The following is a 22,811-nucleotide window of genomic DNA, read 5'->3' on the forward strand; positions in this document are numbered from 1 at the left end:
TGCGTTTCTGATCGAGTCGAATCGTGAGTCACGCTGGCCGAACCCTCACGCCTCGCCATCAGCAAAAGCCTTGAGCGCGTCGCCCGCCAGCCGGTAGCGGACCCACTCGCTTTGCGCGCTCGCGCCGATCGATTCGTAGAAACCGATGGCCGGCTCGTTCCAGTCGAGCACGCTCCATTCGAAGCGGCCGCAGCCCATGTCGCATGCAATGCGCGCGAGGTGGCGCAGCATCTGTTTGCCCGCGCCGCTGCCGCGCGATTTCGGCGATACGTACAGGTCTTCCAGATAAAGCCCTTGTTTGCCGAGCCACGTCGAATAAGAAAAGAAGTAGACGCAAAAGCCGACGGGTTCGCCGTTCATCTCGCAGATCAAAGCCTTCGCGGTGGCTTCCACCGAGAACAGACTTGCTTCGATATCTTTGACGGTGGCGACAACCTCGTGCTCCGCTTTCTCGTACACCGCGAGTTCGGTGACGAAGCGCAGAATCAGAGCGGCGTCGGATGTGTGGGCGGGCCGGATGTGGGTGGTCAAGGTAAGGTGCTCGGTCGATGTGGAATGTCGATTGAAGTTTCGCGCGTAGGCATCGGCTTCGAAGCGCCGGCTTCGGATCAATCTTGCATCGTATCGTTTATCCTGTCGTCCTGGCCAGCAAACGGGTCGTTAAACGACCCCGGCGCACTGAACCACCGTTCGGAGCGCGAAAGCAGTCATTCACATCGTGTCTCGTGGGGTTCTCTCGTGGCCGGTAAAAATCCGAGCCGTGAGTGCAAGCACTTACCAAAGTGGCGGTGGTCTTCGGTCGGCTTGGCTCGAAACGGTGAGTATTTATAGAGGTGTTCCAGAGGCGCGGCGCCCTCCACAAGCTGACTGAAAGACATCGAAATTTCCCTGGGCACGTTGGACACCTTGGACACGACCTTATACAGCAAGGGTTCCGGCCGTCAAAGGTGCGTCAACGTCATCGGCCGCCGGCCCTTCACCCCGGACACTGCGGGGTCCGATTCAAATGCAGTGAAGCCCCAACACTACGCTTCAGTAGCCATCATGTTCTGCGCCGCAATCAACTTCGGCGGCGGATGGCAACCGCAGATGCAGAGATCATCGCTCAGGGCTGCATGTCTTCCATCCGGTGCGGTCATCATCTGGCGAGGCCCGTCGCACTGGATTTTGCCTGTCGTGTTGCAGGCAGGGCAGGTCACGCTATCGCCTTCGTGTGCAACATCCTTCCCGCTCAGTTGAATCGTGGTCGCCGTAGCCTGGACCGTGCCGTTAGCTGTCGTCTTGTCGCCGTTCAAAATCAGATATCGTTTCATAATGTCCCTGACGCGCTTGGGGAATCGCTATATCGATACAGTCTTGCTTTATCGACTAGTCGACCCCGTCCACGGCTTTAATGTCGCAACAGATTCACTGCGTTGCCTCTATAAACTGACCGTCTTGGTATTTATAGAAGCGTGAAACGTCGCTCTTGCCGCCGTAGACATCCCAACGCACCTGGATACCTACCGGAGCGTCTTTCCACGTAATTGCCAAGTATCCCGATTTCTGATTGGAATCGCTCGCTAAATCGAGATCTTTTAAACAACTCTGAACCGGCAGGGAAAAGCGTGGCACAGCGGCACTGCCGTGTAATTCGAGTGCATAAAGCGTCCCCTCTTCACCCGCACCGCAGTACCCCGTCGGGTTGGAGCTCGACGATTGGTTCACGACGACGAGAACGTATTCGTTCCCGTCGATCAAACGCGAGTGGTCAGCCGGAAAGGCAATGCTCGACGAGGTCTTGAGGGCACGTTTAAGTGCAGGGGGTACCTGTATGACCGAGACCTTGTGTTTGACGGCGTCGACCGCGAAAAGGTGACTGTCTTTCTGCTGCACTAGGCGTCCGCCTGCCAGGTCGACCTGTATGGGCGACGGTACTTCCGCAAGCGCAATTGCGCTGCTGGCACTCAACGCCGCAACCAAAGCCATTTTTTTAATTACCAACGATGTGATCCGCATAGCACATTCCTGAGTAAATCCAGACATGATCTTTATCACGACCAGCTTTCATCTTCTTGTAGGTTTCTTTGTCGCGCTCGTGCAATTGATCCGCAGTCTGTCCGGCATTTTTCGAGTTTGACATGTCCCATCCAACGTTTGAGGTCGCAGGATCGCACATAACACTGCCGCTGCGTTCCCACGTCTGCGTTTGAGGGTTCCACTCGTAGTATTTGCTGCCGTTCCACAACCCAAAAGTTTCGGTTGTTAGTTGCTCCGAGGTATACGGGTGCGCCTTGAGAAGCTTTTTTGCTGTTGACTGTTTGTCTTGGAACAACGTCACGCCAACCTTAACGTTCTCCTTCCAGTTCCACACCTGCTCATAGTTGGGCGCGGGATTCGTCATCTGCGTCAGGCCGTGGCCAGAATCGCCGGCTACCACGGGCTCATTGTCAGCGTTTATGAAGTTCTTGAAGTGGCTTTCCTGATCAATCACCTTGTCAAAGCCAATGGTGTCGGGCAACGTCGAAACAAAGGCGACCACGTCTTCTTTGGCCGGATTTTTTCCCAAGACGAACACTGTGCGCCGAAACTCAGTGCCGCCCGCACTCACTTCGACGGACAGTTTGCCGCCGATGATCTTATTTTCAAGGTTTGCTTCCCACGACTTGTCATTGCTCGTGAACGCGCCGGTATCAGAAAACGTCTTCAACTTCTTTCCGCGCTTCGCACTTTCGTGCAGCCCGCTAACTTTCGCATCCCATACGATGGTCCATTTCCATTGATAGGGGGGCGGGGCGTCCGTCTTGATTTCGAAGACGATTGACGGGAATTTTGGTGTCTCGTCGATATAAAATTTTTCGCCTGTCGCCGGCCGCACCCATTCACCGGTGTCGCTCTGGATCACGACCTTGACAAGTGATTGGTCGTTTGCCGTCGTTGTCGACGCGTGCTTGACGTGTCGAACATGGTGCTTATGCTTCTTCGGTTGGGTCATTTTCGTCCACCTGCTTATAGATGGTCAGAGAGAGGCTTTCCGGTTGATCCGTGTATACGTGCTGAGTCAGTCCTTCACCGTCGCTGTAACCGGACCACTTCTTACCCGACTCACTCTCAATCTCGTAACGCGTGTGGGTCAGGGGAGTTGTCTCGTCATCGTCGAGTAGGCGGAATTGTTCATGGTAGCGTGACACCGCGCCAGAATTCGGTAATCCCGGCAGCACGTAACCTTGTGCGGCCGGGCCAGCGAACGAATGCTGGCTACCCTTGATATCGATCGTGCCAGGCGCATGAATCTCAATGTTGCCGTCCTTGATGCGGATATATGCACCGCCGGATGTCAAAAGGATTTCCTGCTTCGCCGCCGCTTCAATCTTTTCTGTTGCAGACAGCAACTTCACGGTTTTCTGTGCCGTGAGTTCGATGTTGTCCGAATGGGCCTGAATTTCCACCTTACCCTTGGCCGCAAACAGCTTCACCCCGGCGTTCTGCACAAACAGGCTGAGCTTTTCGGCAACGCTTGCGATCAGCGACTTGCCGGTTGCAATATGCGTGCTTTGTCAACTTACGAGATTGGTCTGAGCATCGCTGGCGATGTGAACGGATTTCTGGGTGGACAGGGCGATGCCGGACGGGCTGCCAAACAGCATGACCGGTTCCTTGAATGCGTTCGCACTTCCTGTTCCACCGCCTGCTGTGTTTCCGCCTGATGACGAGCCCGACACGCTGTTCTGTGTCGCGTCGGTGAATGCCTTCAGCGAGTCGTGTCCATCCTTGAGACTTCCGGCCTGATGCGTCGTGCTGGCATCCGACATCGCTTCCAGCACGCTTTCGGAGCTCACCAGTTGCTGATTCGCCTCGCGCACGTCAAGCTGCTGACCCGTCGCCGGTTTAGCATGAGTGGAAACATAAAGCCCTTGCCCCGCACGGATCGCACCATAGGCATCGGATTTCAGGTCAAAGCCGCTCCCCAAATATGATCCGCGTGTGTTACCGCTCTGGTCAATCAGGTAACCTAAATGCAATTGTGCATTGGTGCTTGTGGAAAAAAGGTGAACGCGGTTCTGGCCGGTCGAGTCATCCATCACCATCTGGTTGTAGCCGCTGCCCTGATATTCCTTGGACTTGTAGCCGGACAGCAAGCCGTTGGAATGCCAGTGCGGTTGCGTTGAACCGTTATAGACCCGACCCGTGACTAGTGGCCTATCGCAATCGCCGTCCACCCAGTCGATCAGGACCTCTTCGCCAACCCTCGGCACATGCGCGCCGCCGTATCCACCACCCGTATCAGACACGGCGACGCGCACCCAGCACGACGCTTTTTCATCGCCGGTATTGAGCCGGTCCCAATGGAAACGCACCTTGATACGGTTCAGCGAATCTGTGTAGACCTCTTCGTTTGCAGGGCCAACGACAATCGCTGACTGCAAATGCATATCCGGCTTGTGATGCTCAAACGGGCTGCGATATGGAACGACCTTGCGTTGCGCTTCAATTTCGACAAGGAAAAAGCCTTCACTGCCATCGGCGTGTGTGACCTTCAGTCCTTCTTCAGCGGCGTAGTTCGTTCTGATGGTCGCAAGGTCACCCTTCAGGCTATGGGGAAAATCCGCGACCTAGCTGGATACGGGTAGATTGTTTTCAACAAACCATACGGTCTCGATAATCGCAAATTGCCGGTTCTGGGCACTATCCGTGGCGTGCTCAGGATGATCATCTAGTTGAAACCAGTGGCCGGCATTCGCACCTCGCACACCACCTGAGCCGAAGAACCGCTTGGCCCGCGATTCCCACTCTTCCATGCGGATTTTCGACAGCTGATCGCCCCGGTCCTGCTTGCCATAGGTATAGGCGCCGGTGTATTCATACACTTCAGCTTGCTGGGGCAGGTTCCCCTGCGTGGGCAGCGTCGGGATGTTTGTGCCCTTCGGATTGGCTGGCGAAGTGGGTGCCTTGTAGTCGAAGGTGCGGGTGGTCAGCGTCGTACTTTGCAGAGTTCGCGTGCCCGACCACTGCACCAGGGCATCGGTTTCGCTGTTTGTGCCCGCGCGGTAAAACTCAACGGTCTGCGGCGAAAGTGGCTTGAACGTGTCGAGACTATCCGTGACGATGAGCGTATGGGATTTCCCGTCGCTCGCCTGCTCGAAATAGCCAAACAGTCCCTCGCTTTCCATCAGTCGGTGGACGAAATTCCAGTCGTCCTCGTATTGCACGCAGAACGAACGCGAGGGCAACGGCTTGCTCAGGGCGAAGCGAAATGCACCTTGAGCCTGCGGGTGCATGTTGAATACATCAGTGAGGATTTCGTCGGCCGGCTTGTCCTGCCAGATTCGCGCATCCTTGCGAAAACGCAGGAAGTGCATCCACGAGCCAAACGCGATCTGGTAGCTCGTGAGTCCGCTATCCGATCCAAGGCGGCGGGCAGTGTGCACGTATCCGTGATGGGGCTGATAGGACCGGTTGGTCTGCTGGATCCACAATGTGACGGGCTGGGCAATCAGCGTCTTGAGCTCAACCGTGCCGGATGTGGAAACGACATCAGCGGTGAACTCGTAATGGCGGCCGATTCGTGAGTGACCAACGACCCGCTGAGGCACCAGGACATTATTTCCCAGTGAAGTATCCAGCTTCAGCAGGCGCTCACTCTGGACGAGTCCGCCAGTTATTGCCCTGATTATGTCCTGCGCACCCATACCGCCTCTTCTTGTTGGCTGACCGAGCGACCGCGCTCTGCGCGATTTTACGAAACTTCAGATGAATCGGCCAGCCGTTCAATGTCAGTAAGTGTGAAGCGGCGTGAATTTTCTGAACCCGAATATGCGAGCGGCATATCTGTAAATGATATTCAGCAATCTAACGCGTGAGGTTGTCCAATGAAGCGAGTGTCGATTCTGGCCGTGACGTGCCTATGGTTGAGCGGCATGGCTCATGCGGAGAATATAGATTGCAGGAACGCATCCTATCAACTCTCGCTCAACCGTTGCGCCGTCTGACGCAAGCGCAAACCAAACTGCTCGACGAGCAATTGCACTGCCAGGAAGGGGGTATCGGCTGCGGTCGACAGTAATGCTGAAAGCACGCCGCGAGTGACAAGCAAGATTGACGCGTCATTGCAAAATCGTTTACTGTCGATCCATGGACCTCCACTCGATTCCCTTTTCAGCCGTCACCACCGCGACGACCACCTTCACAGGCGGGTCGTCTGGAGGTTGCACGCGCTAGAAGCACGAAGCAGTGGCAAACCACCAAAGGCCCCGCCGGAAACGGACGGGGCCTTTGACGTTTCTGGACCTCCGTTTGCGGCATCAATCTGCGGCATCCATCCGCGGTATCAATCAAAACGGAGCGTGACTGTGAACGACATTGATCATCGTGTACTGGGCAACAAACTCGACCTCTTCCATCAACAGGAAGAAGGCGCCGGCATGGTGTTCTGGCATCCGCGCGGCTGGGAGCTTTACCGCGTGCTGGAAGACTACATTCGCGCCCGCATGCGTCGTGCGGGCTTTCGTGAGATCCGCACGCCGCAATTGCTCGCGCGCTCGTTGTGGGAGCGGAGCGGCCATTGGGAGAAGTTCGGCGCGGCGATGTATTCGCTGGCCGACGCGGAAGAAGGACGCGCGCTATGCCTGAAACCGATGAGTTGTCCGTGCCATGTGCAGGTGTTCAATCAGCGCGTGCGTTCGTATCGCGAGTTGCCGGTTCGCTATAGCGAGTTCGGCGCTTGTCATCGCGACGAGCCTTCGGGCTCGCTCGAAGGTCTGAAACGCACGCGTGCCTTCGTACAGGACGACGCCCATGTGTTCTGCACGGAGACGCATATCGAAGCCGAAGTCGGCCGCTTCTGCGAGCTGTTGCGCGCGGTCTATGCGGACCTCGGCTTTCCCGCCTTCAAGGTAGCGCTTGCCACGCGGCCTGCGCTGCGCGCGGGCCGCGATCAAACGTGGGATCGCGCGGAGGCCGCATTGGCCGACGCCGCGCGCGCGGCGGATCTCGAATTCGAGGTGCTCGAAGGGGAGGGCGCTTTTTACGGGCCGAAACTCGAGTTTCATCTAACGGACAGCCGCGCGCGCAGCTGGCAATGCGGCACGATTCAACTCGATTTCGTGCTGCCGGATCGGCTTGATGCGGAGTTCGTCAATGAACGCAACGCACGCGAGCATCCCGTGATGATTCATCACGCGGTGCTGGGCAGCATGGAGCGCTTCATTGCAATGCTGCTGGAACATCACGGAGGATGGCTGCCTGTGTGGCTCGCGCCGGAGCAAGTTGTGGTCGCGACGATAAGCGATGCGAATACGGCCTACGCGCAACAGCTCATGCAAGCGCTCGATGCCGCCGGTATCAGAGCGCTGCTCGACAGCCGGCCCGAGCGGCTGGAAAAGAAGATCGTCGATGCCCGCGAAAAGCAGGTGCCGATTCTGGTCGCAGTGGGTTCGCGCGATAAGCGCGACCGGACGATCAGCATTCGCATGCGCGATGGACAGCAGTCGACGCTTGCGATGGCGGAGGGTGTCGAGCGTTTGCGGTTGGCTGCACTGCCGCCCGCGGCGCGATTGAATCCATGACGGGTGATCTTCCGCTACCGTACGTCGCTAAACAACTGTCCCCAACTTGCCAACGGCGCCGTATCCACCCCCACCATCCGCAGCGCTTTCCATACGACAGTGGCCACCGTGTCATAAGCGGGGGTATCGGTGGCCATTTCAAACGCGTGCGCCAGATGGAAGTATCAAGCGGTTGGTGTGGGCGCCCGAAAGTCGGCCGAAGGCGACGTTCGCGGCGGTAAGGCGATGTCGGTGAATGTCCGGTGACGGGCATGTTCGGTGTCGGACCGTACCCGGCCAGGAACGGCCTCTCACGGCCGGTTTGCGAAGGTCCGCTACCGAGGACCGTCGTCGGCGTATGGCGAATGCATGTACATCGATCAAAGCTGACAAATGACGTGATGCATTATCGCTCCGTCCGCAGGATCTCAGATGATGCCGTCACGATATGGTCGACGATTGCCTGAATCGCTTGCCGTAGTGTTTCCCCGCTAACGGGATCGTTCGCTATGGCAACCGGATCGGTCTGCTTGCCCAGCAATTGAAGAGTGACGCAAGCATCCTGGATGAGCGTCGCAGACATCGTTTCCAAGACCAGCTTCAAGGCGGCTTGGGCAGCAGATGCTCGAGGCGAGGTGTTGAAAAGGGCGACTGGCTTTCCGGGAAAATCCAGGCTTCCTACCAGCCAATCCAACATGTTCTTGAAGGACCCGGGGATTCCGCGAGCGTACTCCGGGCAAGAAATCAGGAGGCCGTCTGCCTGACCCACTCGAGTGCGTAAGTCAACGATGCTCTCGGGAAGGTCGACCTCGAGATCCGGATTGAAGTGGGGCAGCTCGCCAATCTCATCGTAATGTTCGACTACAACGCCTGGCGGCAGCAACAGGGCAGCCGCGAAGAGTGTGTGCGTATTTGACGACGCGGTGCGCAGGCTGCCAGACAGCGAAAGAAGACGAAGCATCTTGATTGAACCGTGACCGATCGGCTGCGTAGTATCCCATGCCTGGCAGTTATCCGTCCCTCCGCCATCTGCGCCGCAACCGGCATCCGCGAGCGTCCAGTCCACGGATCCTAAGCCGACATTCGCTGTAACGATACGACAGGCAGCAACGGGTCGACTTGTGCCTGACACAGGCCGACCTGCGGCGGACCGTCTTATTCATTCAGCATCGAGCAACCCTAAACGAGATATGCCAGTCGCATGAGACAGGGACCGGCCAACAGGAGACGGTCGAGCTTCGCTCAAGACCGCAATTCACGTCCGCATGCAAAGTCGCGATGGGCTTGTAAAGGCGCAATGAGTTGCCTATGTTCATATGTGGACGCATTTCAAGAAATCTGGCTGGCCGACCATTCACGTGAATGATCGCTACATTCAGGAGAGCATCAGTCATGGTCGAAAAAAAACGAATTCGTGCTGCGCTCCTCGCCGCAGCGATCGCCACGATTGCGCCGGCCTGTCAGGCGCAAAACACCACCGACTGGCTGGCAAACACCTATGGCACCCTCGCCACCCACGTGGGTAACGCCGCGCGTTCCATGTGGGTCGCGCCCGAAGGCGTCATCTATACGGCCTCCATGTGGGACGAGTACGAGGGCGGCGTCGCAATCTACCAGAACGGCCGCAGCGCGGGCTCCATCGGCATTCACGGCGAGTTTCAGGGCAGCGCCATTACAGGTAATGCCAAGTCGATTTTCGCGGCGCTGCAGTACAACACGTCGTATGGAAGCGGCGCGGTGGGACGTTACAACCGCACCACCGGGACTCGCGATCTTTTCATTCAGGTCAGCGCGTTGAACAACCAGCCTCGGGTCGACGTCATCACCGGACTCGCCACGGCGGGCTCGCTCCTCTATGCGAGCGACTTCTATGGCAATCGCGTCCGGATCTACACCACCGACGGTGTCTGGCAGCGAGACATCAACGTCTCGGGTCCGGGCGCGCTCGCCCTGGATGGCGCAGGCAACGTCTGGGTCGCACAGAAGAGTGCGGGCACGATCGTCGAGTTCAGTCCAACCGGCGCCTTGCTGAACACCATCCGGATGCCCAGCGGGTCGCAGCCGTCGGCGCTCTATTTCGATGCGTCATCGGGGCAGCTCATGGTCGGGGACGAGGGCCCCGACATGAACATCAAGCGCTACAAGCTCTCGGGCACGCCGACGCTGGCCGGTACATTCGGCATTCAGGGCGGTTATCTCGATACCACGACGGGAATCAAAGGCCAGGTCGGCGCGAAGCGCTTCACCCGCGTCGCTGGCATCGGCAAGGACACCGCCGGCAACCTCTATGTGCTCAACAACCCGTGGGGCGGCGGCTGGGACCTCGCTCGCAACGGCGGTACCGACATTCATGCGTATAACAGTGCCGGCAACCTGCAATGGAAGCTTCAGTCTCTCAACTTCGAGGGGGTCGCCGCTCCGGACCCGGGTACCGACGGCGCCTACTTCTATGGAGGCACCAACATCTACACCGGCACCGCTGGGGGAACCTTCGTAGCGAACACTGTCGATCCGATCGACTATCCATCCGATCCACGCATCAACATCAACGATCGCTCACGGGATGAGCACTTCGGTCAACTTGCCACCGTCGGCGCCAACCGCATCCTCGTGGCGTCCGGCCAGAATCCCGATATCTTCTACTTCTTCCACTTCAATGCTGCGAATGGCCACATCGCCATACCGGACGCCACGCTTCCCGGTACGGCGTTCAATACGACCGCATCGGTCAGGGAGGGATTCTGCATCGACAGCAAGGGGGGCGTGTGGGCCGGCCTGGACAAGACCGGTTACATCTACCACTACCCGCTGACTGGCTTCGACGCCAGCGGCAAGCCAACATGGGGACCCGGTATCCCCATCCGCATTCCCGCGAGCATCCAGCCGCTGACGCGCATCGTCTACCTCGCGGACAGCGACACCATGATTCTCGGACAGGGCATCGTCGGGAGTACGGACTGGACGTCGATAGGCACGCGGATCGAGGTGTATCACGGCTGGAGCGCGGGCAACACCACGGCACCCAATCCGGTGATCAACCTTACCCACGCCGGCGCCAAGTCGATTGACGCGGCCGGCAGCTATCTCTTTGTCGGCTACTGGTTCAGCAGCAGCGGGCAAGCTTTGCCGAACATCGACGCCTTCAATCTCGCTACAGGCAACCTCGACGCCACGCTGGTCAACACCAGTAACGGTACCGTGGACGCCAGCAGCGCCATTGATTCGATGTACGGCATCAGGGCATACCTTCGATCAACCGGCGAGTACGTGGTCACGAAGAACAACGTCAAGGGCTCCAGCATCACCGTTTATCGCTGGACGCCCTGATCGTGCGTTTCGTCCGTGAGAGAGGCTTGGCCTTTTCATTAACCGACCGTCGACGGCAGGCCGGAGTCCATCCTGGACCGGATGAACTTTTGCGACTACCATAGCCAACGCTCACCGGTGCTGGGTGAGGACGATGCCGCTTTTAGGCATGGTCGAAATGTGGCGCGTGGACGCGAAACCGTTGCCGCGGAACACCGTGAATGAGCCGGGTAAATGAACTCTAGCTGCCTCGTCGGCGAAGCCAAACCAATAAGCCTGTGGCGACACCTCGTGTGGCCTTGGGCCGCGTTCTGGCTGCTCATGCTGGCTGTTGATATGCAGGAATCCCTATGGTCAGGCGGACTGCGTTTCTGGCAGCCGCTCGTGAACAACGGCACGTCCGCTCTCGCAGCCACGGCGCTGGCTGCGATGCAGATGAGGCGCGCAGACCGGCTCAATAGTCTTCTCAATCATCCGTTGCAATGGTTCCTCCGCTCCTGGGCGTGGATGCCGCTGCAACTGGTCGCTTACGTAACTGCAATGTATGGGTTGCGAATCGGTATCTACGCACTGGCTGGCGTAAGGTTCCAGCATGGGCCGTGGGTCGAAGTGATGACCTACGAAGCGACGAAATTCGTGTTGTTCTATGCGTTGTTCGGAGGTATCCATTTCGGCCTGCGGTCCTATGGGGCGTGGGTTGACGAGCGGCTGACCACCGAAAAGCAGGCGAACCTGGCGCGACAGGCGCAACTGGCTCAGTTGACCCAGCAACTGCAGCCTCACTTTCTGTTTAACGCACTGAACACCATTTCATCGCTGATCCACAGTGATCCGGACGCGGCTGACAGGCTGCTCACCCGTCTGGCGACATTGTTGCGCGCAGCCACCGACGCGAGCCAGCGTCCCGAACAGTCACTGGCCGACGAACTGAGCCTGCTGCGCGCCTATGCAGACATCATGGTCCAGCGCTTCGCCGATCGCGTTCGGATTTCCTGGGAACTCGATACCACTGCACAGGCCTGCCGCGTTCCCACGCTCGGACTTCAACCGCTGCTGGAAAACTGCTTCCGCCACGTCGTCGAACGACGCAGCGCGGTCACGCACATCGCGATACGCACCCAGCATATCGTGAGCAAGCTGCAGATCGAGATTGAGGATGATGGAGATTTGCAGCGCCTTCCCCATAAGCGCGGTGTGGGTCTTGGCAACCTGGAGGGCCGCCTGCAATCGTTGTACGGCACGCAGGCAAGTCTCGAATTGCGACTGCGACCAGGCGGTGGCCTGATCGCTGGGGTGAACCTGCCGTGCGCGCACTGATTGTCGACGACGAGGCACTGGCTCGCAGCAAACTGCTGCGCATGCTTTGCGCATTTCCCGATGTCGAAGTAATCGGAGAAGCCTCCGACGGCGCGGCGGCGCTGACGCTGGCTATGCAGCTACGGCCGGACGTGATCTTCCTCGACGTACAGATGCCCGGGGTCGACGGTTTCGACGTGGCCGCATCGCTGCCGGACGGCGCTCCGGCGCTGGTATTCGTAACCGCGTTCGACCAGTATGCGTTGCGGGCATTCGACACCCATGCAGCCGACTACCTCCTGAAACCTGTCGAGCCGGAGCGGCTGGAGCGCGCCGTACAGCGGTTGCGCGGAGCAGTCCGCGGCGCGGCACGCCCGAGCATCGGTGTGCCGGCCCATCTGATGATCGCCGACCGCGGGCAAATGCACGTCGTGCGCTGCGCCGACATCGAATGGCTGGAGGCTGCCGACAACTACGTGAACATCCATCTGCCCGGCCGGAGTCTGCTGATACGTCGCACGCTGACCGCCTTACTCAAAGACCTCGACCCGGTCTTTGTCCGCACGCACCGCGGCGTTGCAGTGGCGCTGGCCGCCGTGCTCACTGTGCGGCCACGGGGGAAAGGCGATGCCACGGTAGTTCTGCGCAGTGGCATGGAGGTGCCTTGCAGCCGGGCGCATCGGGAGTCGCTGATGCAACGCCTCCGGCAATAGCGCAGATCGCCCGATCCGCCCCGCGGCAGGCCCAACTCGTCCCAGTTCGATTGCGGCTCAAAGGGCGTCAAACTACGCTGGCTGGCATCACCATATGGATGGTCCGGCCATGGCTGTGTTGCTCACAATACTCAAATTCGCTGTCGTCCTGGTCCTCGTGTCCTCATTGGCCGAGGCTCTGGTGCTTTCTGTCCGACGCGGCTGGCGCGGCTACGACTGGAGGGCGGCGAGTGTGTCGGCGGTCGATTTCCTCGTTCGTGAGTATCCGTTGCGCTGGTTGCTGCCGCTTGCGTTCTGGAGCGATGCAATGAACTGGTTCTGGCGCCACAGGCTCTGGACTTTGCCGATGAATCATTGGAGCGGTTGGCTGGCGTGCTTCGTTGGTCAGGAGTTCTGCTATTACTGGTACCACCGTGCGGCGCATCGGACGCGTTGGTTCTGGTGCAACCACGCCGTCCACCATTCGCCGAATCAACTCAACCTTTCTGCCGCGTACCGTTTCGGTTGGACTGGCCGTCTTACCGGTTCAACTATGTTCTTCGTGCTCGCGCCGCTATTTGGCATGCCGCCGCAGATAGTGCTGACGTTGCTTTCGATCAACCTGGTCTATCAGTTCTGGCTGCACGCAACCTGGATTCCACGCCTCGGACCGCTGGAATGGATTCTTAACACGCCTTCCGCACACCGCGTGCACCACGCCTCTAACATCGAATACCTTGATGGAAACTATGGCGGCGTGCTTATCGTGTTCGACCGGCTATTTGATACCTACATCGCAGAAAGGCACGGCGTGCCATGTCGCTTCGGTCTGGTCCGGCCGATGATGACCTATAACGTGCTGACTATCGAGTTCGAACACTGGCGCGCGTTGTGGCGCGATCTCTTATCCGCGCGGTCCATACGCGAGGTATATGGCTATGTAGTGAAGCCACCCGGCTGGCGGCCAGATAGCAAAGGGGAAACTACGGAAGATCTAAGGCGTCGTGCAGATCCACAGTCCGTCGGCGCGGAATAGCAATAGAGTCGCCTGTCGACCTGGGAACGGACGGTCACGCACTTTAACCGAGTGGCGCAAACGGGTCGTTAGTCGATGCGGGAACAGCGCGACGGCCGTCATCTCGAGCGCGGACATGCCGATTCCGGCGCCCGTCCACAAGTAGGCCCACGACAACGCGACGACGGCGACGATGCCGAGCTCGGTGATGACGCGCTCACGTCCGAGGAAATTTTCGACGCTGCTCATGCGGCAGCGCGATGCCGGACCAGTCCTTTGTTATTCAAGTGCAGTCGCGCGAACTGCGCGTAAGTCCCCTTGAGATCCAGTGCGATGTTTCCGTGTGAGCGGCTGGTGCCGGAGCCGATCTCGGCAAGCTCGTATTCGAAGCCGTGCGGCAAGTCGATTCGGACGCGATGCTCGTCGCCCGACACCGGATTGCGGATCGGTTCGCCGACGACGTCGAATACGCCCTCGACATGAATCCGGCCGCGTCTGGCATCGACATCGACATCGAAGTCGATCTTCGTAAAGATCGGCTCGAATGCCTGCTCGAGCGTCGATGCGAATACGGAGAACATCGTGGCGAACGGCTCGGTGTCCTGCCCTGTCATGATTTTCAGAATGGCTTCGCGTTGCTCCGGGCTGGCCCGTTCGTCGACGATCGGCTGGCACTTGCCCTTGCCTTCGTGGATCGGTCCCGGCCACTGAAACACGACCGCGATGTTGAGGTCGTCGAGTCGCACGTCGCCGTAGTAACCGTTGCTGATCGAGATGGCGCCCATCGCTTCACAGAAGCCGTTGTTCGGCAGTGCGTTGAATTGGCACGGGCAACCGTATGAGCAATTGCAGTTGACAAGTTCGGTGCCTTGGATTTCCCAGGGAGTCGTGGTTGTTCTCCTTGTGCTCCGCGACGAGTAGCGTGGTTCGAATCTAGTGTATGCGAGGGGGGAAGTCAAAGTTTGGGTCGAGTGGGCGCGCGCGTTATTGTGATGGGCGTCACATATGATGTTTTGACGGAGGAGCCTGCGGTCAGAACGGCCGCTACCTGACCCCAAACCTGCCATTGACCCTGAGAATGTCATCAGGCAGCTACGGGTGTCCACCGCGTAACGTTGCGCGATTGTCGCCGACCAGGCGCGTCCTGGAGGACTGGGCGGCGACCTCCATTCGCCGCCGCTTGCGCTCGCGGCAATCCTGAGATCTGGCGGGTGAATTCGGCCGCCACCCATGGCTCGATCGACGTGGCTGGAAAAAGGACGCTCCCGAAGGCGGACTCCTGCGCGTGCACCTGGTCGGCAGTGCATCCGCTGAATGGATCGCCCGCGGCCACCTGGACGAAAAAAAATTCGTTACGGATGCCAGTGCATCACGCGGCGTCCCCCTCTATTGACGTGGTATAGGGTTTGCAGAAGAGCGGTCAGAGCATGTATGCGCTTGCAGAAGCACGGCGCCCGCAGAATTGCGGCCTGTGCGATGGCGGCGTCTTCGGAATCGTGACGCTACGTCCTTGCACCCCAAATTAGGTAGGCTAATCTGTAGCAAGGCAGGCAGCATCTACGCACTCATCTTCGATAATTTTTCGCAGCTCTGGCGCAACTTCAATCCCCCGCAGGAATCGTGAATTCGGGACGATCATCCTCAATGCTTAACGAAGGCTCTCAACGCAAGAACGATATGCAGGCTGGCGATAAGCCCGCCACGTCAGTGCAACTGCCCGGCCGACGAGCGGGGGAGGAGCTATGCAAGGAATCAATGACAAGGTATGTGCTGCAATGCTTGCCGTGGTAATTGCACTGCTTACAGCGTGCGGCGGGCATGGAGGCGGCTCGAGTAACGGCAGTGGCGCGGCTACCCCGGCGGGCGGCATTCATCTGCAAGTTGTCTCGTTCGGCGACAGCCTGTCGGACGTCGGGACCTATGCGCCGATCGCGAGCGTGGTGGGCGGCGGGCGTTTCACGACCAACCCAGGGCAAGTGTGGACTCAAGATGTCGCGCAATACTACGGCGATACGCTAAGCGCGGCATTTACGATCGACATCACTCGTAAATTGAGTGCGCAAAGCGGACTCGGCTACGCGGAGGGCGGCGCCACGGTGGCGACGCCGGCAAACCTGTATGATTTTCTTGCCGACGTGATCGGCAACATCGAAATGCCCGTCAATCAGCAGGTTTCGAGCTATCTGGCCGCGCACGGGAACTTCAGCTCCAATCAACTGGTGCTGGTCTGGGTTGGCTCGAACGACGTGCTTCGCGCCGGGGCGCTGCCGGCCGCGGCGCAGACCGTGCAGACGGCGGCAACCACCCTGGTTCAAGTGGTCGGACAGATCGTCCAGAACGGCGCCACTCACGTCGTGGTGATCAATGTTCCGAATGTCGGACTATCGCCCAAAGGCATCGCCTCGCCCGACGGCGGGGCAAACCTGACCCAGTTATCGCAAATCTTCAACGATAGCTTGAACGCAGCTTTGCAGGCCAATGGCCTGCAAGGCAAGGTCATCCAGATCGATTCTTATACATGGGTGAATCAGATCATCGCGAACTTTCAGGCCAATGGCTTCGCCGTGTCAAACACCAGCGTCGCCTGCGACCCTGCGAAAACGCCCCATGCGACGGCATTGCTATGCTCGCCGAGTACCTACGTGACGGCCAATGCCGATCAAACGTACATGTTCGCCGACGACCTTCATCCGACGACGCGTACGCATACGCTGTTCGCCCAATTCGTGGAGCAGCAGATCGCCAGGAGCGGTCTTGGTCACTGAGCCTGGTAAAACGATGACTCGCCAACAGAGTCATCGCGTTCTCTCCCGTTCGGTCCAACATCGTTGTGTTATCGCGTCGAGCAGCAGGTGATTAGGCTTAAGCCCGCGCTGCTTGCACGACCACGCCGTACCATCCCAGGCCTCGATAGCTTTCGTAGCCTGGGGTGGCGGCGAACGATACGGTGCGGCCGTCCGTCAGCCGCACGCTTTTGACGACCGCCGACGCGTGCGTCGCCGTGATGGCACTGACGGCCTGCAAAGATGCAAATCAAGCCTTCAACGGCAACCAGATTTCGAGTCCGCCCATGCCGCTGACCGGATCGAACTGCTCGCTGTAGCGCTCGAAGTTCGGCGCATCGGCGGGCACATGTCCCGACGCCGGCAGCCACTGATTCCAGATCGTGTTCCAGGGTAGCGTTCGTTCAGGCCGGCGACGAGAAACGGTTTGCCGTCTTCGAAACGCGGTGGTTCCAGATGGGTGAGAAGGGTTTGGTCCATTTTGATCGGCTCCACGATGGCCAGGTTGTCGAGATGACCGCGCGCGCGCAGCGCTTCGGGCGTCAGCCCGAACTGCTCGCGAAACGCGCGCGTGAAGGCCTCGTGAGAACCGTATCCGGCGTTGAGCGCCACCGCCAGAATGTCCGATGCGCCGTCGGCGAGGCGCCGTGCAGCCTCGCTCAAGCGACGCTGCCTTCGTATTTTGTATGCATCCCGAGCTGATCAGTAGTTTTGCGTGGCCGCTTTATTCTCCTTGGGCCGCGAATGTGCCTGTGCCGACTTGTCCTGGCCATGGGCGTCTGCGCCTGCCTGTTGGCCGGCGCGCAACAGCACACCACCCAGGACGCCAGCCGCCGCCGCGAAGATCGCGCCGAACAGGAACGCAACGTGATAGCCGCTGTTGAGCGCCGTCGCCGCGTTTTCGGAAGCCTGCGCGGCGCCGCTGCGTGCGGCAGCGAGGCTCGCGAGCACCGCGAGACCGAGTGCGCCGCCCATCATGAACGATGTATTGACGATCCCGGACGCGAGGCCCGAATCGCTCGGATCGACCTCGCTCATCGCGGCCAGCAGCACGGGATTGAACGCGATGCCCGCGCCGAAGCCGAGCAGGATCATGCCGGGCAGCACGTCGAGCACGAAGCTGCCGTTGACCGGCGCGCGTGCGAACAGCGCCAGTCCCACCGCCGCGACCAGCAGCCCGGCGGCGAGCGGCACACGCAGACCGAAGCGCATCACCACGCGCGCTGATAGGCCCAGCGAGAAGAACCCCATGATCAGATTGGCGGGCAGAAACGCGAGCCCGACCTGTAATGGCCGGTAGCCCAGCACGCGCTGCAGATAGAGCGCGGAGATGAAGAACCACGCGAACATCGCCGCCGCCCACAGCACGCCGACCACATTCGCGGTCGCGACATTGCGCAAGCGGAACAGACCGAGCGGCATCAACGGATGCTGCACACGCGCTTCGATCACGAGAAACACGGCGAGCAGCACCACTGCCGCGAACAGCAGGCTGAGCGTCTGCGTGGAAGTCCAGCCTGCTTCATTGCCGTTCACGACCGCGTACACGGCCAGCATCAGCGAAACGGTGACCGTCGCCGCGCCGGCGATGTCGAGCCGTTCGCCGTGCGCGTGGCCGCGCGCCGACGGCAACAGCGCGACGCATAGCGCGTAAACGGCGATGCCGATAGGCAGATTGACGAGAAAGATCCAGTGCCAGCTCAGCAGGTTAGTGAGCAGACCGCCGAGCAATACGCCGATGCTGCCGCCGCCCGCGCAGACGAAACCGTAGATGCCCATCGCTTTCGCGCGTTCGCCCGGCTCGGTGAACAGATTCATGATGAGCGACAGTGAAACGGCGGAGACGATCGCGCCGCCCAAACCTTGAACGGCGCGCGCGCACACCAGCACCGCTTGCGAGTTCGCCATGCCGCACGCGAGCGATGCCAGCGTGAACAGCGTGATGCCGCCGAGGAACAGCTTGCGGTGCCCGTACAGATCGCCGAGCCGGCCGCCCAGCAGCAGACAGCCGCCGAAGGTCAGCATGTAAGCGTTGACCACCCAAACCAGCGAGGTCTCGCTGAAGCCGAGATCCGCCGCGATCGACGGCAGCGCCACGTTTACGATCGTCGTGTCGAGCACGATCATGAGCACGCCCATGCACAGAACGATCAGCGCCAGCCAGCGTTTGCTGCCGTGGATGGAATGGGTCATGCAGGCGACTCCTTTGCCATGCTCAACCGGATGCCGGACGCGCCGCTGCGTCGCGAGACGTCGGCAACTCGTTGATAAAAATAGAGATTTTCGAGTCTAGCACCCGCTAGTTCCGGGCTACAACTACGAATTCCTGGTCGCCCGGCATCGGCTTTGCGGCGCAGCTACGCTCAGCTCAGAAGCTCGTATTTGCCGCTCATCGCCGAGCCTTCGGCATAGTGCATCCAGTCATAGAGAGGGGCTACGTCATCGTACGCAACGCAAAGCGTTTGAGCTTGCCGGTTTCGGTGCGCGGCAACGCGTCGGTGAAAGCGATGACGCGCGGATATTTATACGGCGCCACGTTATTTTTCACGAAGTCCTGCAGCTGCGCGACCAGTTTGTCGTCCGGCGTGTAGCCGGGGTTCAGCACCACGAACGCCTTGACGATCTGCCCGCGTGTTTCGTCAGGAACGCCGACCACGCCGCATTCGGCCACTGCTTCATGCTGCATTAACACGCTTTCCACCTCCGGCCCGGAGATGTTGTAGCCGGCGGAGACGATCATGTCGTCGGCGCGCGCCTGGTAGAACACGTAGCCGTCTTCGTCCAGATAAACAGAATCGCCGGGCAGGTTCCAGCCGTCGCGGACGAACCTGGCTTGCCGCTCGTCGGCCAGATAGCGGCAGCCGGTCGGCCCGCGCACCGCGAGTTTGCCGATCGTGCCGGGTGGGACCGGCTGCATCGCGTCGTCCACGGCTTGTACGAGGTAGCCCGGCACCGCGCGGCCGATTGCGTGCGGACGAATCTCGTCGCCCTGCGACGAAATGAAAATATGGATCAGCTCGGTGCCGCCGATTCCGTCGATCATGTCGATGCCGGTTGCGTCGTGCCAGAGAAGCCGCGTCGAATCCGGCAACGCTTCTCCCGCCGACACCGTCTTTTGCAGGCTCGAGACGTCGTGGTGCGCGACGAGCGGTGCCATCTGCCGGTAGAACGTCGGCGCGGTGAACATGATGGTCGCGTGAAAGCGCTCGACGGTCTGCAACAAGGTCTCGGGCGTGAGCCGCTCGATCAGCACCGTCGACGCGCCGGCGCGCAGCGGAAAGCACAGCAGCCCGCCGAGTCCGAAGGTGAAGGCGAGCGGCGGCGTGCCGCAAAAGATGTCCTTCGATGACGGTTTCAACACGTGACGCGGGAACAGATCGCACATCGCCAGGACGTCGCGATGAAAGTGCATGCAGCCTTTCGGCGCGCCGGTGGTGCCGCTGGTGAAGGCGATCAGACAGACGTCGTCGGCGGCCGTGTTGCACGCTGTGAACTGATCCGGCTTGTTGGCCGCGAGCGTGTCCAGCGAGCCGGCGGAGTCGTCGTGGAACAGGCGTGTTTGTTTGAGGCCCGCGCAATAGAACTCGTCCTGAGGGTTGGTGCAGCGCGCGAGTTCTTCCGTTAGACGCGCGTCGCATAGCGCGGCGCCGACTTGCGCCTTGTCGATGATCTGCTTCAGTTCTTTCGCGCGCAGCAACGGCATGGTCGGCACCACGACGAGGCCGGCCTTCAGCGCGGCGAGCGCGGTCACCGCCATGTGCAGCGTGTTCGGCCCGCGCAGCAGCACGCGGTTGCCCGGTTGCAAACCCATTTCGTCGACCAGCACATGCGCGCTGCGATTCACCAGTGCGAGCAATTCGCCGTAAGTGGTGGCGCGAGGCTGGCCGTCCACCTCGGACCAGATTGCCGGATGATCGCGATGACCGGCTTCGATGGTCCGGTCCAGCAATTCCGTCGCGCAGTTGAAGCGCGCCGGGTAGGCAACGTCCGGATTGTCGAGCAGGAATACGGGCCATTGATCCTGCGGCGGAAGATTGTCGCGCGCGAAGGTATCGACGTGTGCTGACGGTTCCATCATGGTCTCCCGGGTGTTGAGCCGGCTTGATGCGCTTCGGTTGGCTTGGGCGGCGGGCTAAGTGGGCTTAGTGGGGAATCACTGCGGTAGCTTCGATTTCGACCTTGGCTTCGTCTTCGATCAACGCGACGACCTGCACCGCGCTCATCGCGATGTCGTAGTCGCCGATCAGCTCGCGAAACGCGCGGCCGATATCTTTCAGCGATGCCAGATACTCGCGTTTGTCGGTGACATACCAGGTGAGGCGCACCAGATCGCGCGGCTCGCCACCTGCTTCACGCAGCACCGCCACGACGTTTTTGAGCGCCTGAATGGCCTGGGCGGCGAAGTCGGTGGTCTGAAAGCGCGCCTGCTCGTCCCAGCCGATCTGGCCGGCAATGAACACTTGCGTGCCGCTTGCCGCGACGCCGTTCGCATAACCGCGCGGCTTGATCCAACCGGCGGGGAGAAGAGCTTTTTTCATGAGCGTTGCGCCTCGATGGGTTCGGGCTGTGGGGCGAACTTCGCGAGCGCGCTCGCGATGTCGGCGGGAATGTCGATCGATGTGCCGTGTTCCAGCGAAGTCGTCACGAGCACCTGTTTCGCGCTGAAGCGGGTTTCGTCGGCGCAATAGCCGACGATGTCGATGCTGATGGAGCGGCGTCCAATAGCGGCGACGGCGAGTGAAAGCGTGATCGTTTCGCCCATCTGGCTCGGCCGCGAAAACTCGCAATCGAGCTTGACGATCGGCAGGCCGACGCGGCGTTGCGCGATCATGTGTGCGTAGTCGATATGCAGGCCTTCGTTGAACCAGTCTTCGACCAGGGCGTTGGTCATCACCAGATATTGCGGAAAGAACACGATGCCCGCCGGATCGCAGTGCGAGAAGCGGATACGAACGGGTCTTTCGAATCGCGCGCTCATTTCGTGTTGTCCTTGTTGTTCGGGTTGTCCTTTGCCGCAGCAGCGGCGTGTGCTTTAAGCAGATCGCGGCCGACAATCAACTGCTGCACTTCAGTCGCGCCTTCATAGATCCGCAACGCCCGAATCTCGCGATACAGCATCTCGACGGCGGTGCCGCTCTGCACGCCCATGCCGCCGAACAGTTGCACGGCGGCGTCGATCACCTGCTGCGCGCCTTCACTTGCGTGCCACTTCGCCATCGCGGCTTCGCGCGTGACGTTCTCGCCCTGATCGCGCAACCATGCCGCGCGATAGACCAGCAAGGCGCTGCTGTCGATCGTCAACGCCATCTGCGCGAGCTTGGCCTGCGTCAGCTGAAAATCGCCGAGCGTCTGACCGAACATCTTGCGCGAAGACGCACGCTCGAGACCTTCGGCCATCGCATGACGCGCGAAACCCAAAGACGCCGCCGCTACCGACGTGCGGAAAATATCGAGCGTACGCATCGCGAGTTTGAAACCTTCGCCGGGCGCGCCAAGCATCTGGCTGCGCGGCACGCGTGCGCCGGCAAAGTGCAGACGGGCGAGCGGATGCGGCGCGATCACGTCGATGCGTTCGGCGATCTCCATCCCCGGCGTGTCGGCGTCGACGATGAACGCGGTGATGCCGCGAGCGCCCGGCGCTTCGCCGGTTCTGGCGAACACTACGTAGAAATCGGCGATGCCGCCGTTCGAGATCCACGTCTTGTCGCCGTCGAGCACGTAGGCGTCGCCATCTTCGTGTGCGGACAGCGCCATCGCGGCGACGTCCGACCCCGCTTCCGGCTCCGACAAAGCGAACGCGGCAATCGCCGTGCCGTTCGCCACGCGCGGCAAGTAGCGCGTCTTTTGCTCATGCGTGCCGGCGAGCGAGATCGCCCCTGAACCGAGCCCTTGCATCGCCAGAGCGAAATCCGCGAGACCGGAATGCTTCGCCAGCGTTTCGCGCAGCAGGCAAACGGCGCGGGTGTCGATGGTGTCGCCATGCCCGCCATAAGCCGTGCCGCCGACGCCGTATTTCAGCCAGCCCGCCGCGCCGAGTTCGCGGACGAGGTGGCGGCAGGCGGCATCGACTTCGTGGTCTTCCACGTGCGTGAGATGCGTGCGGGACCATGCTTCGATACCCGCGGCCAGTTCGCGATGACGCGGCTCGAAAAACGGCCACGCCAGCGCGCTGTGCAGATCTACGTTGGCGCTCAAC

The 22,811-nt window shown here is 60.2% G+C and carries 17 protein-coding genes and 4 pseudogenes; 6 read left to right on the forward strand and 15 right to left on the reverse strand.

All coding sequences use genetic code 11. From position 1 onward, the window contains the following. Positions 1–45: 45 nt before the first annotated feature. From AC07WT_RS21685 to AC07WT_RS21705, 5 genes and pseudogenes are all read right to left on the reverse strand, one after another. Positions 46–531, reverse strand: a complete 486-nt coding sequence (locus AC07WT_RS21685; protein ID WP_494948533.1) for a GNAT family N-acetyltransferase — start codon at positions 529–531, stop codon at positions 46–48. 494 nt (positions 532–1,025) lie between these two features. Then, positions 1,026–1,313, reverse strand: a complete 288-nt coding sequence (locus AC07WT_RS21690; protein ID WP_494948534.1) for a PAAR domain-containing protein — start codon at positions 1,311–1,313, stop codon at positions 1,026–1,028. A 94-nt stretch (positions 1,314–1,407) separates the two neighbouring features. Then, positions 1,408–1,998, reverse strand: a complete 591-nt coding sequence (locus tag AC07WT_RS21695; protein ID WP_492595033.1) for a hypothetical protein — start codon at positions 1,996–1,998, stop codon at positions 1,408–1,410. Continuing rightward, positions 1,973–2,974 carry a hypothetical protein gene (locus tag AC07WT_RS21700; RefSeq protein ID WP_494948535.1) on the reverse strand — a complete coding sequence of 334 codons (1,002 nt, stop codon included), beginning with the start codon at positions 2,972–2,974 and terminating at the stop codon, positions 1,973–1,975. Before AC07WT_RS21700 ends, AC07WT_RS21695 begins: the two co-directional genes overlap by 26 nt. Then, positions 2,952–5,669: pseudogene (locus tag AC07WT_RS21705) on the reverse strand (type VI secretion system Vgr family protein). The gene AC07WT_RS21700 and the pseudogene AC07WT_RS21705 overlap by 23 nt, the downstream one beginning before the upstream one ends. Before the next feature lie 660 nt (positions 5,670–6,329). Here AC07WT_RS21705 and thrS point away from each other — a divergent pair. Beyond that, a complete protein-coding gene (gene thrS, locus AC07WT_RS21710; protein ID WP_494948536.1) occupies positions 6,330–7,544 on the forward strand; it encodes a threonine--tRNA ligase in 1,215 nt (404 codons plus the stop codon). Positions 7,545–7,558: 14 nt separating this feature from the next. Here the strand turns inward: thrS and AC07WT_RS21715 are convergent. Both AC07WT_RS21715 and AC07WT_RS21720 read right to left on the reverse strand, forming a co-directional pair. Beyond that, a pseudogene (locus AC07WT_RS21715) lies at positions 7,559–7,702 on the reverse strand (maleate cis-trans isomerase family protein); the annotation flags it as partial. A 227-nt stretch (positions 7,703–7,929) separates the two neighbouring features. Further along, positions 7,930–8,589 (reverse strand): NADPH-dependent FMN reductase, encoded by a 660-nt coding sequence (locus AC07WT_RS21720; RefSeq protein ID WP_492595029.1) that lies wholly within the window; start codon positions 8,587–8,589, stop codon positions 7,930–7,932. A 326-nt stretch (positions 8,590–8,915) separates the two neighbouring features. Here AC07WT_RS21720 and AC07WT_RS21725 point away from each other — a divergent pair, with 326 nt between their 5' ends. The 4 genes from AC07WT_RS21725 to AC07WT_RS21740 all read left to right on the forward strand — a co-directional run bounded on the left by AC07WT_RS21725 (position 8,916) and on the right by AC07WT_RS21740 (position 13,853). Further along, positions 8,916–10,850 (forward strand): SMP-30/gluconolactonase/LRE family protein, encoded by a 1,935-nt coding sequence (locus AC07WT_RS21725; protein ID WP_494948537.1) that lies wholly within the window; start codon positions 8,916–8,918, stop codon positions 10,848–10,850. Positions 10,851–11,213: 363 nt separating this feature from the next. Then, complete coding sequence (locus tag AC07WT_RS21730) at positions 11,214–12,146, forward strand: sensor histidine kinase (protein WP_494948538.1); 933 nt, start codon at positions 11,214–11,216, stop codon at positions 12,144–12,146. After that, positions 12,134–12,838, forward strand: a complete 705-nt coding sequence (locus AC07WT_RS21735; RefSeq protein ID WP_494948539.1) for a LytR/AlgR family response regulator transcription factor — start codon at positions 12,134–12,136, stop codon at positions 12,836–12,838. Before AC07WT_RS21730 ends, AC07WT_RS21735 begins: the two co-directional genes overlap by 13 nt. Before the next feature lie 109 nt (positions 12,839–12,947). Then, the gene (locus AC07WT_RS21740) at positions 12,948–13,853 is read left to right on the forward strand and encodes a sterol desaturase family protein (protein WP_494948540.1); all 906 of its coding nucleotides are present in this window, start codon (positions 12,948–12,950) and stop codon (positions 13,851–13,853) included. Between the two features lie 69 nt (positions 13,854–13,922). Here the strand turns inward: AC07WT_RS21740 and AC07WT_RS21745 are convergent. Beyond that, positions 13,923–14,081 (reverse strand): annotated as a pseudogene (locus tag AC07WT_RS21745) (DUF2182 domain-containing protein); the annotation flags it as partial. Next, a complete protein-coding gene (locus AC07WT_RS21750) occupies positions 14,078–14,707 on the reverse strand; it encodes a DUF1326 domain-containing protein (protein ID WP_494951002.1) in 630 nt (209 codons plus the stop codon). The gene AC07WT_RS21750 and the pseudogene AC07WT_RS21745, both read right to left, overlap by 4 nt. An 867-nt stretch (positions 14,708–15,574) precedes the next feature. On the opposite strand from AC07WT_RS21750, the gene AC07WT_RS21755 reads away from it, so the two are divergent. Further along, positions 15,575–16,597, forward strand: coding sequence for an SGNH/GDSL hydrolase family protein (locus AC07WT_RS21755; RefSeq protein ID WP_494948541.1), 1,023 nt, complete (start codon positions 15,575–15,577; stop codon positions 16,595–16,597). A 268-nt stretch (positions 16,598–16,865) separates the two neighbouring features. Here AC07WT_RS21755 and AC07WT_RS21760 read toward each other — a convergent pair. The 6 genes and pseudogenes from AC07WT_RS21760 to AC07WT_RS21785 all read right to left on the reverse strand — a co-directional run. Beyond that, positions 16,866–17,290, reverse strand: a pseudogene (locus AC07WT_RS21760) (helix-turn-helix domain-containing protein); the annotation flags it as partial. A 27-nt stretch (positions 17,291–17,317) separates the two neighbouring features. Beyond that, a complete protein-coding gene (locus tag AC07WT_RS21765) occupies positions 17,318–18,808 on the reverse strand; it encodes a DHA2 family efflux MFS transporter permease subunit (protein WP_494948542.1) in 1,491 nt (496 codons plus the stop codon). Positions 18,809–19,049: 241 nt separating this feature from the next. Then, a complete protein-coding gene (locus AC07WT_RS21770) occupies positions 19,050–20,690 on the reverse strand; it encodes an AMP-binding protein (protein WP_494948543.1) in 1,641 nt (546 codons plus the stop codon). Between the two features lie 67 nt (positions 20,691–20,757). After that, entirely contained in the window at positions 20,758–21,153 is a 396-nt protein-coding gene (locus tag AC07WT_RS21775; RefSeq protein ID WP_494948544.1) for a RidA family protein, read from the reverse strand. After that, positions 21,150–21,593: an acyl-CoA thioesterase gene (locus AC07WT_RS21780; protein WP_494948545.1), complete on the reverse strand. Its 444-nt coding sequence runs from the start codon at positions 21,591–21,593 to the stop codon at positions 21,150–21,152. The genes AC07WT_RS21775 and AC07WT_RS21780 overlap by 4 nt, the downstream gene beginning before the upstream one ends. Further along, positions 21,590–22,810 carry an acyl-CoA dehydrogenase family protein gene (locus tag AC07WT_RS21785; protein ID WP_494948546.1) on the reverse strand — a complete coding sequence of 407 codons (1,221 nt, stop codon included), beginning with the start codon at positions 22,808–22,810 and terminating at the stop codon, positions 21,590–21,592. Before AC07WT_RS21785 ends, AC07WT_RS21780 begins: the two co-directional genes overlap by 4 nt. Position 22,811: the final 1 nt, after the last annotated feature.

This window comes from Paraburkholderia sp. GW821-FHT02A12 (assembly GCF_059422005.1).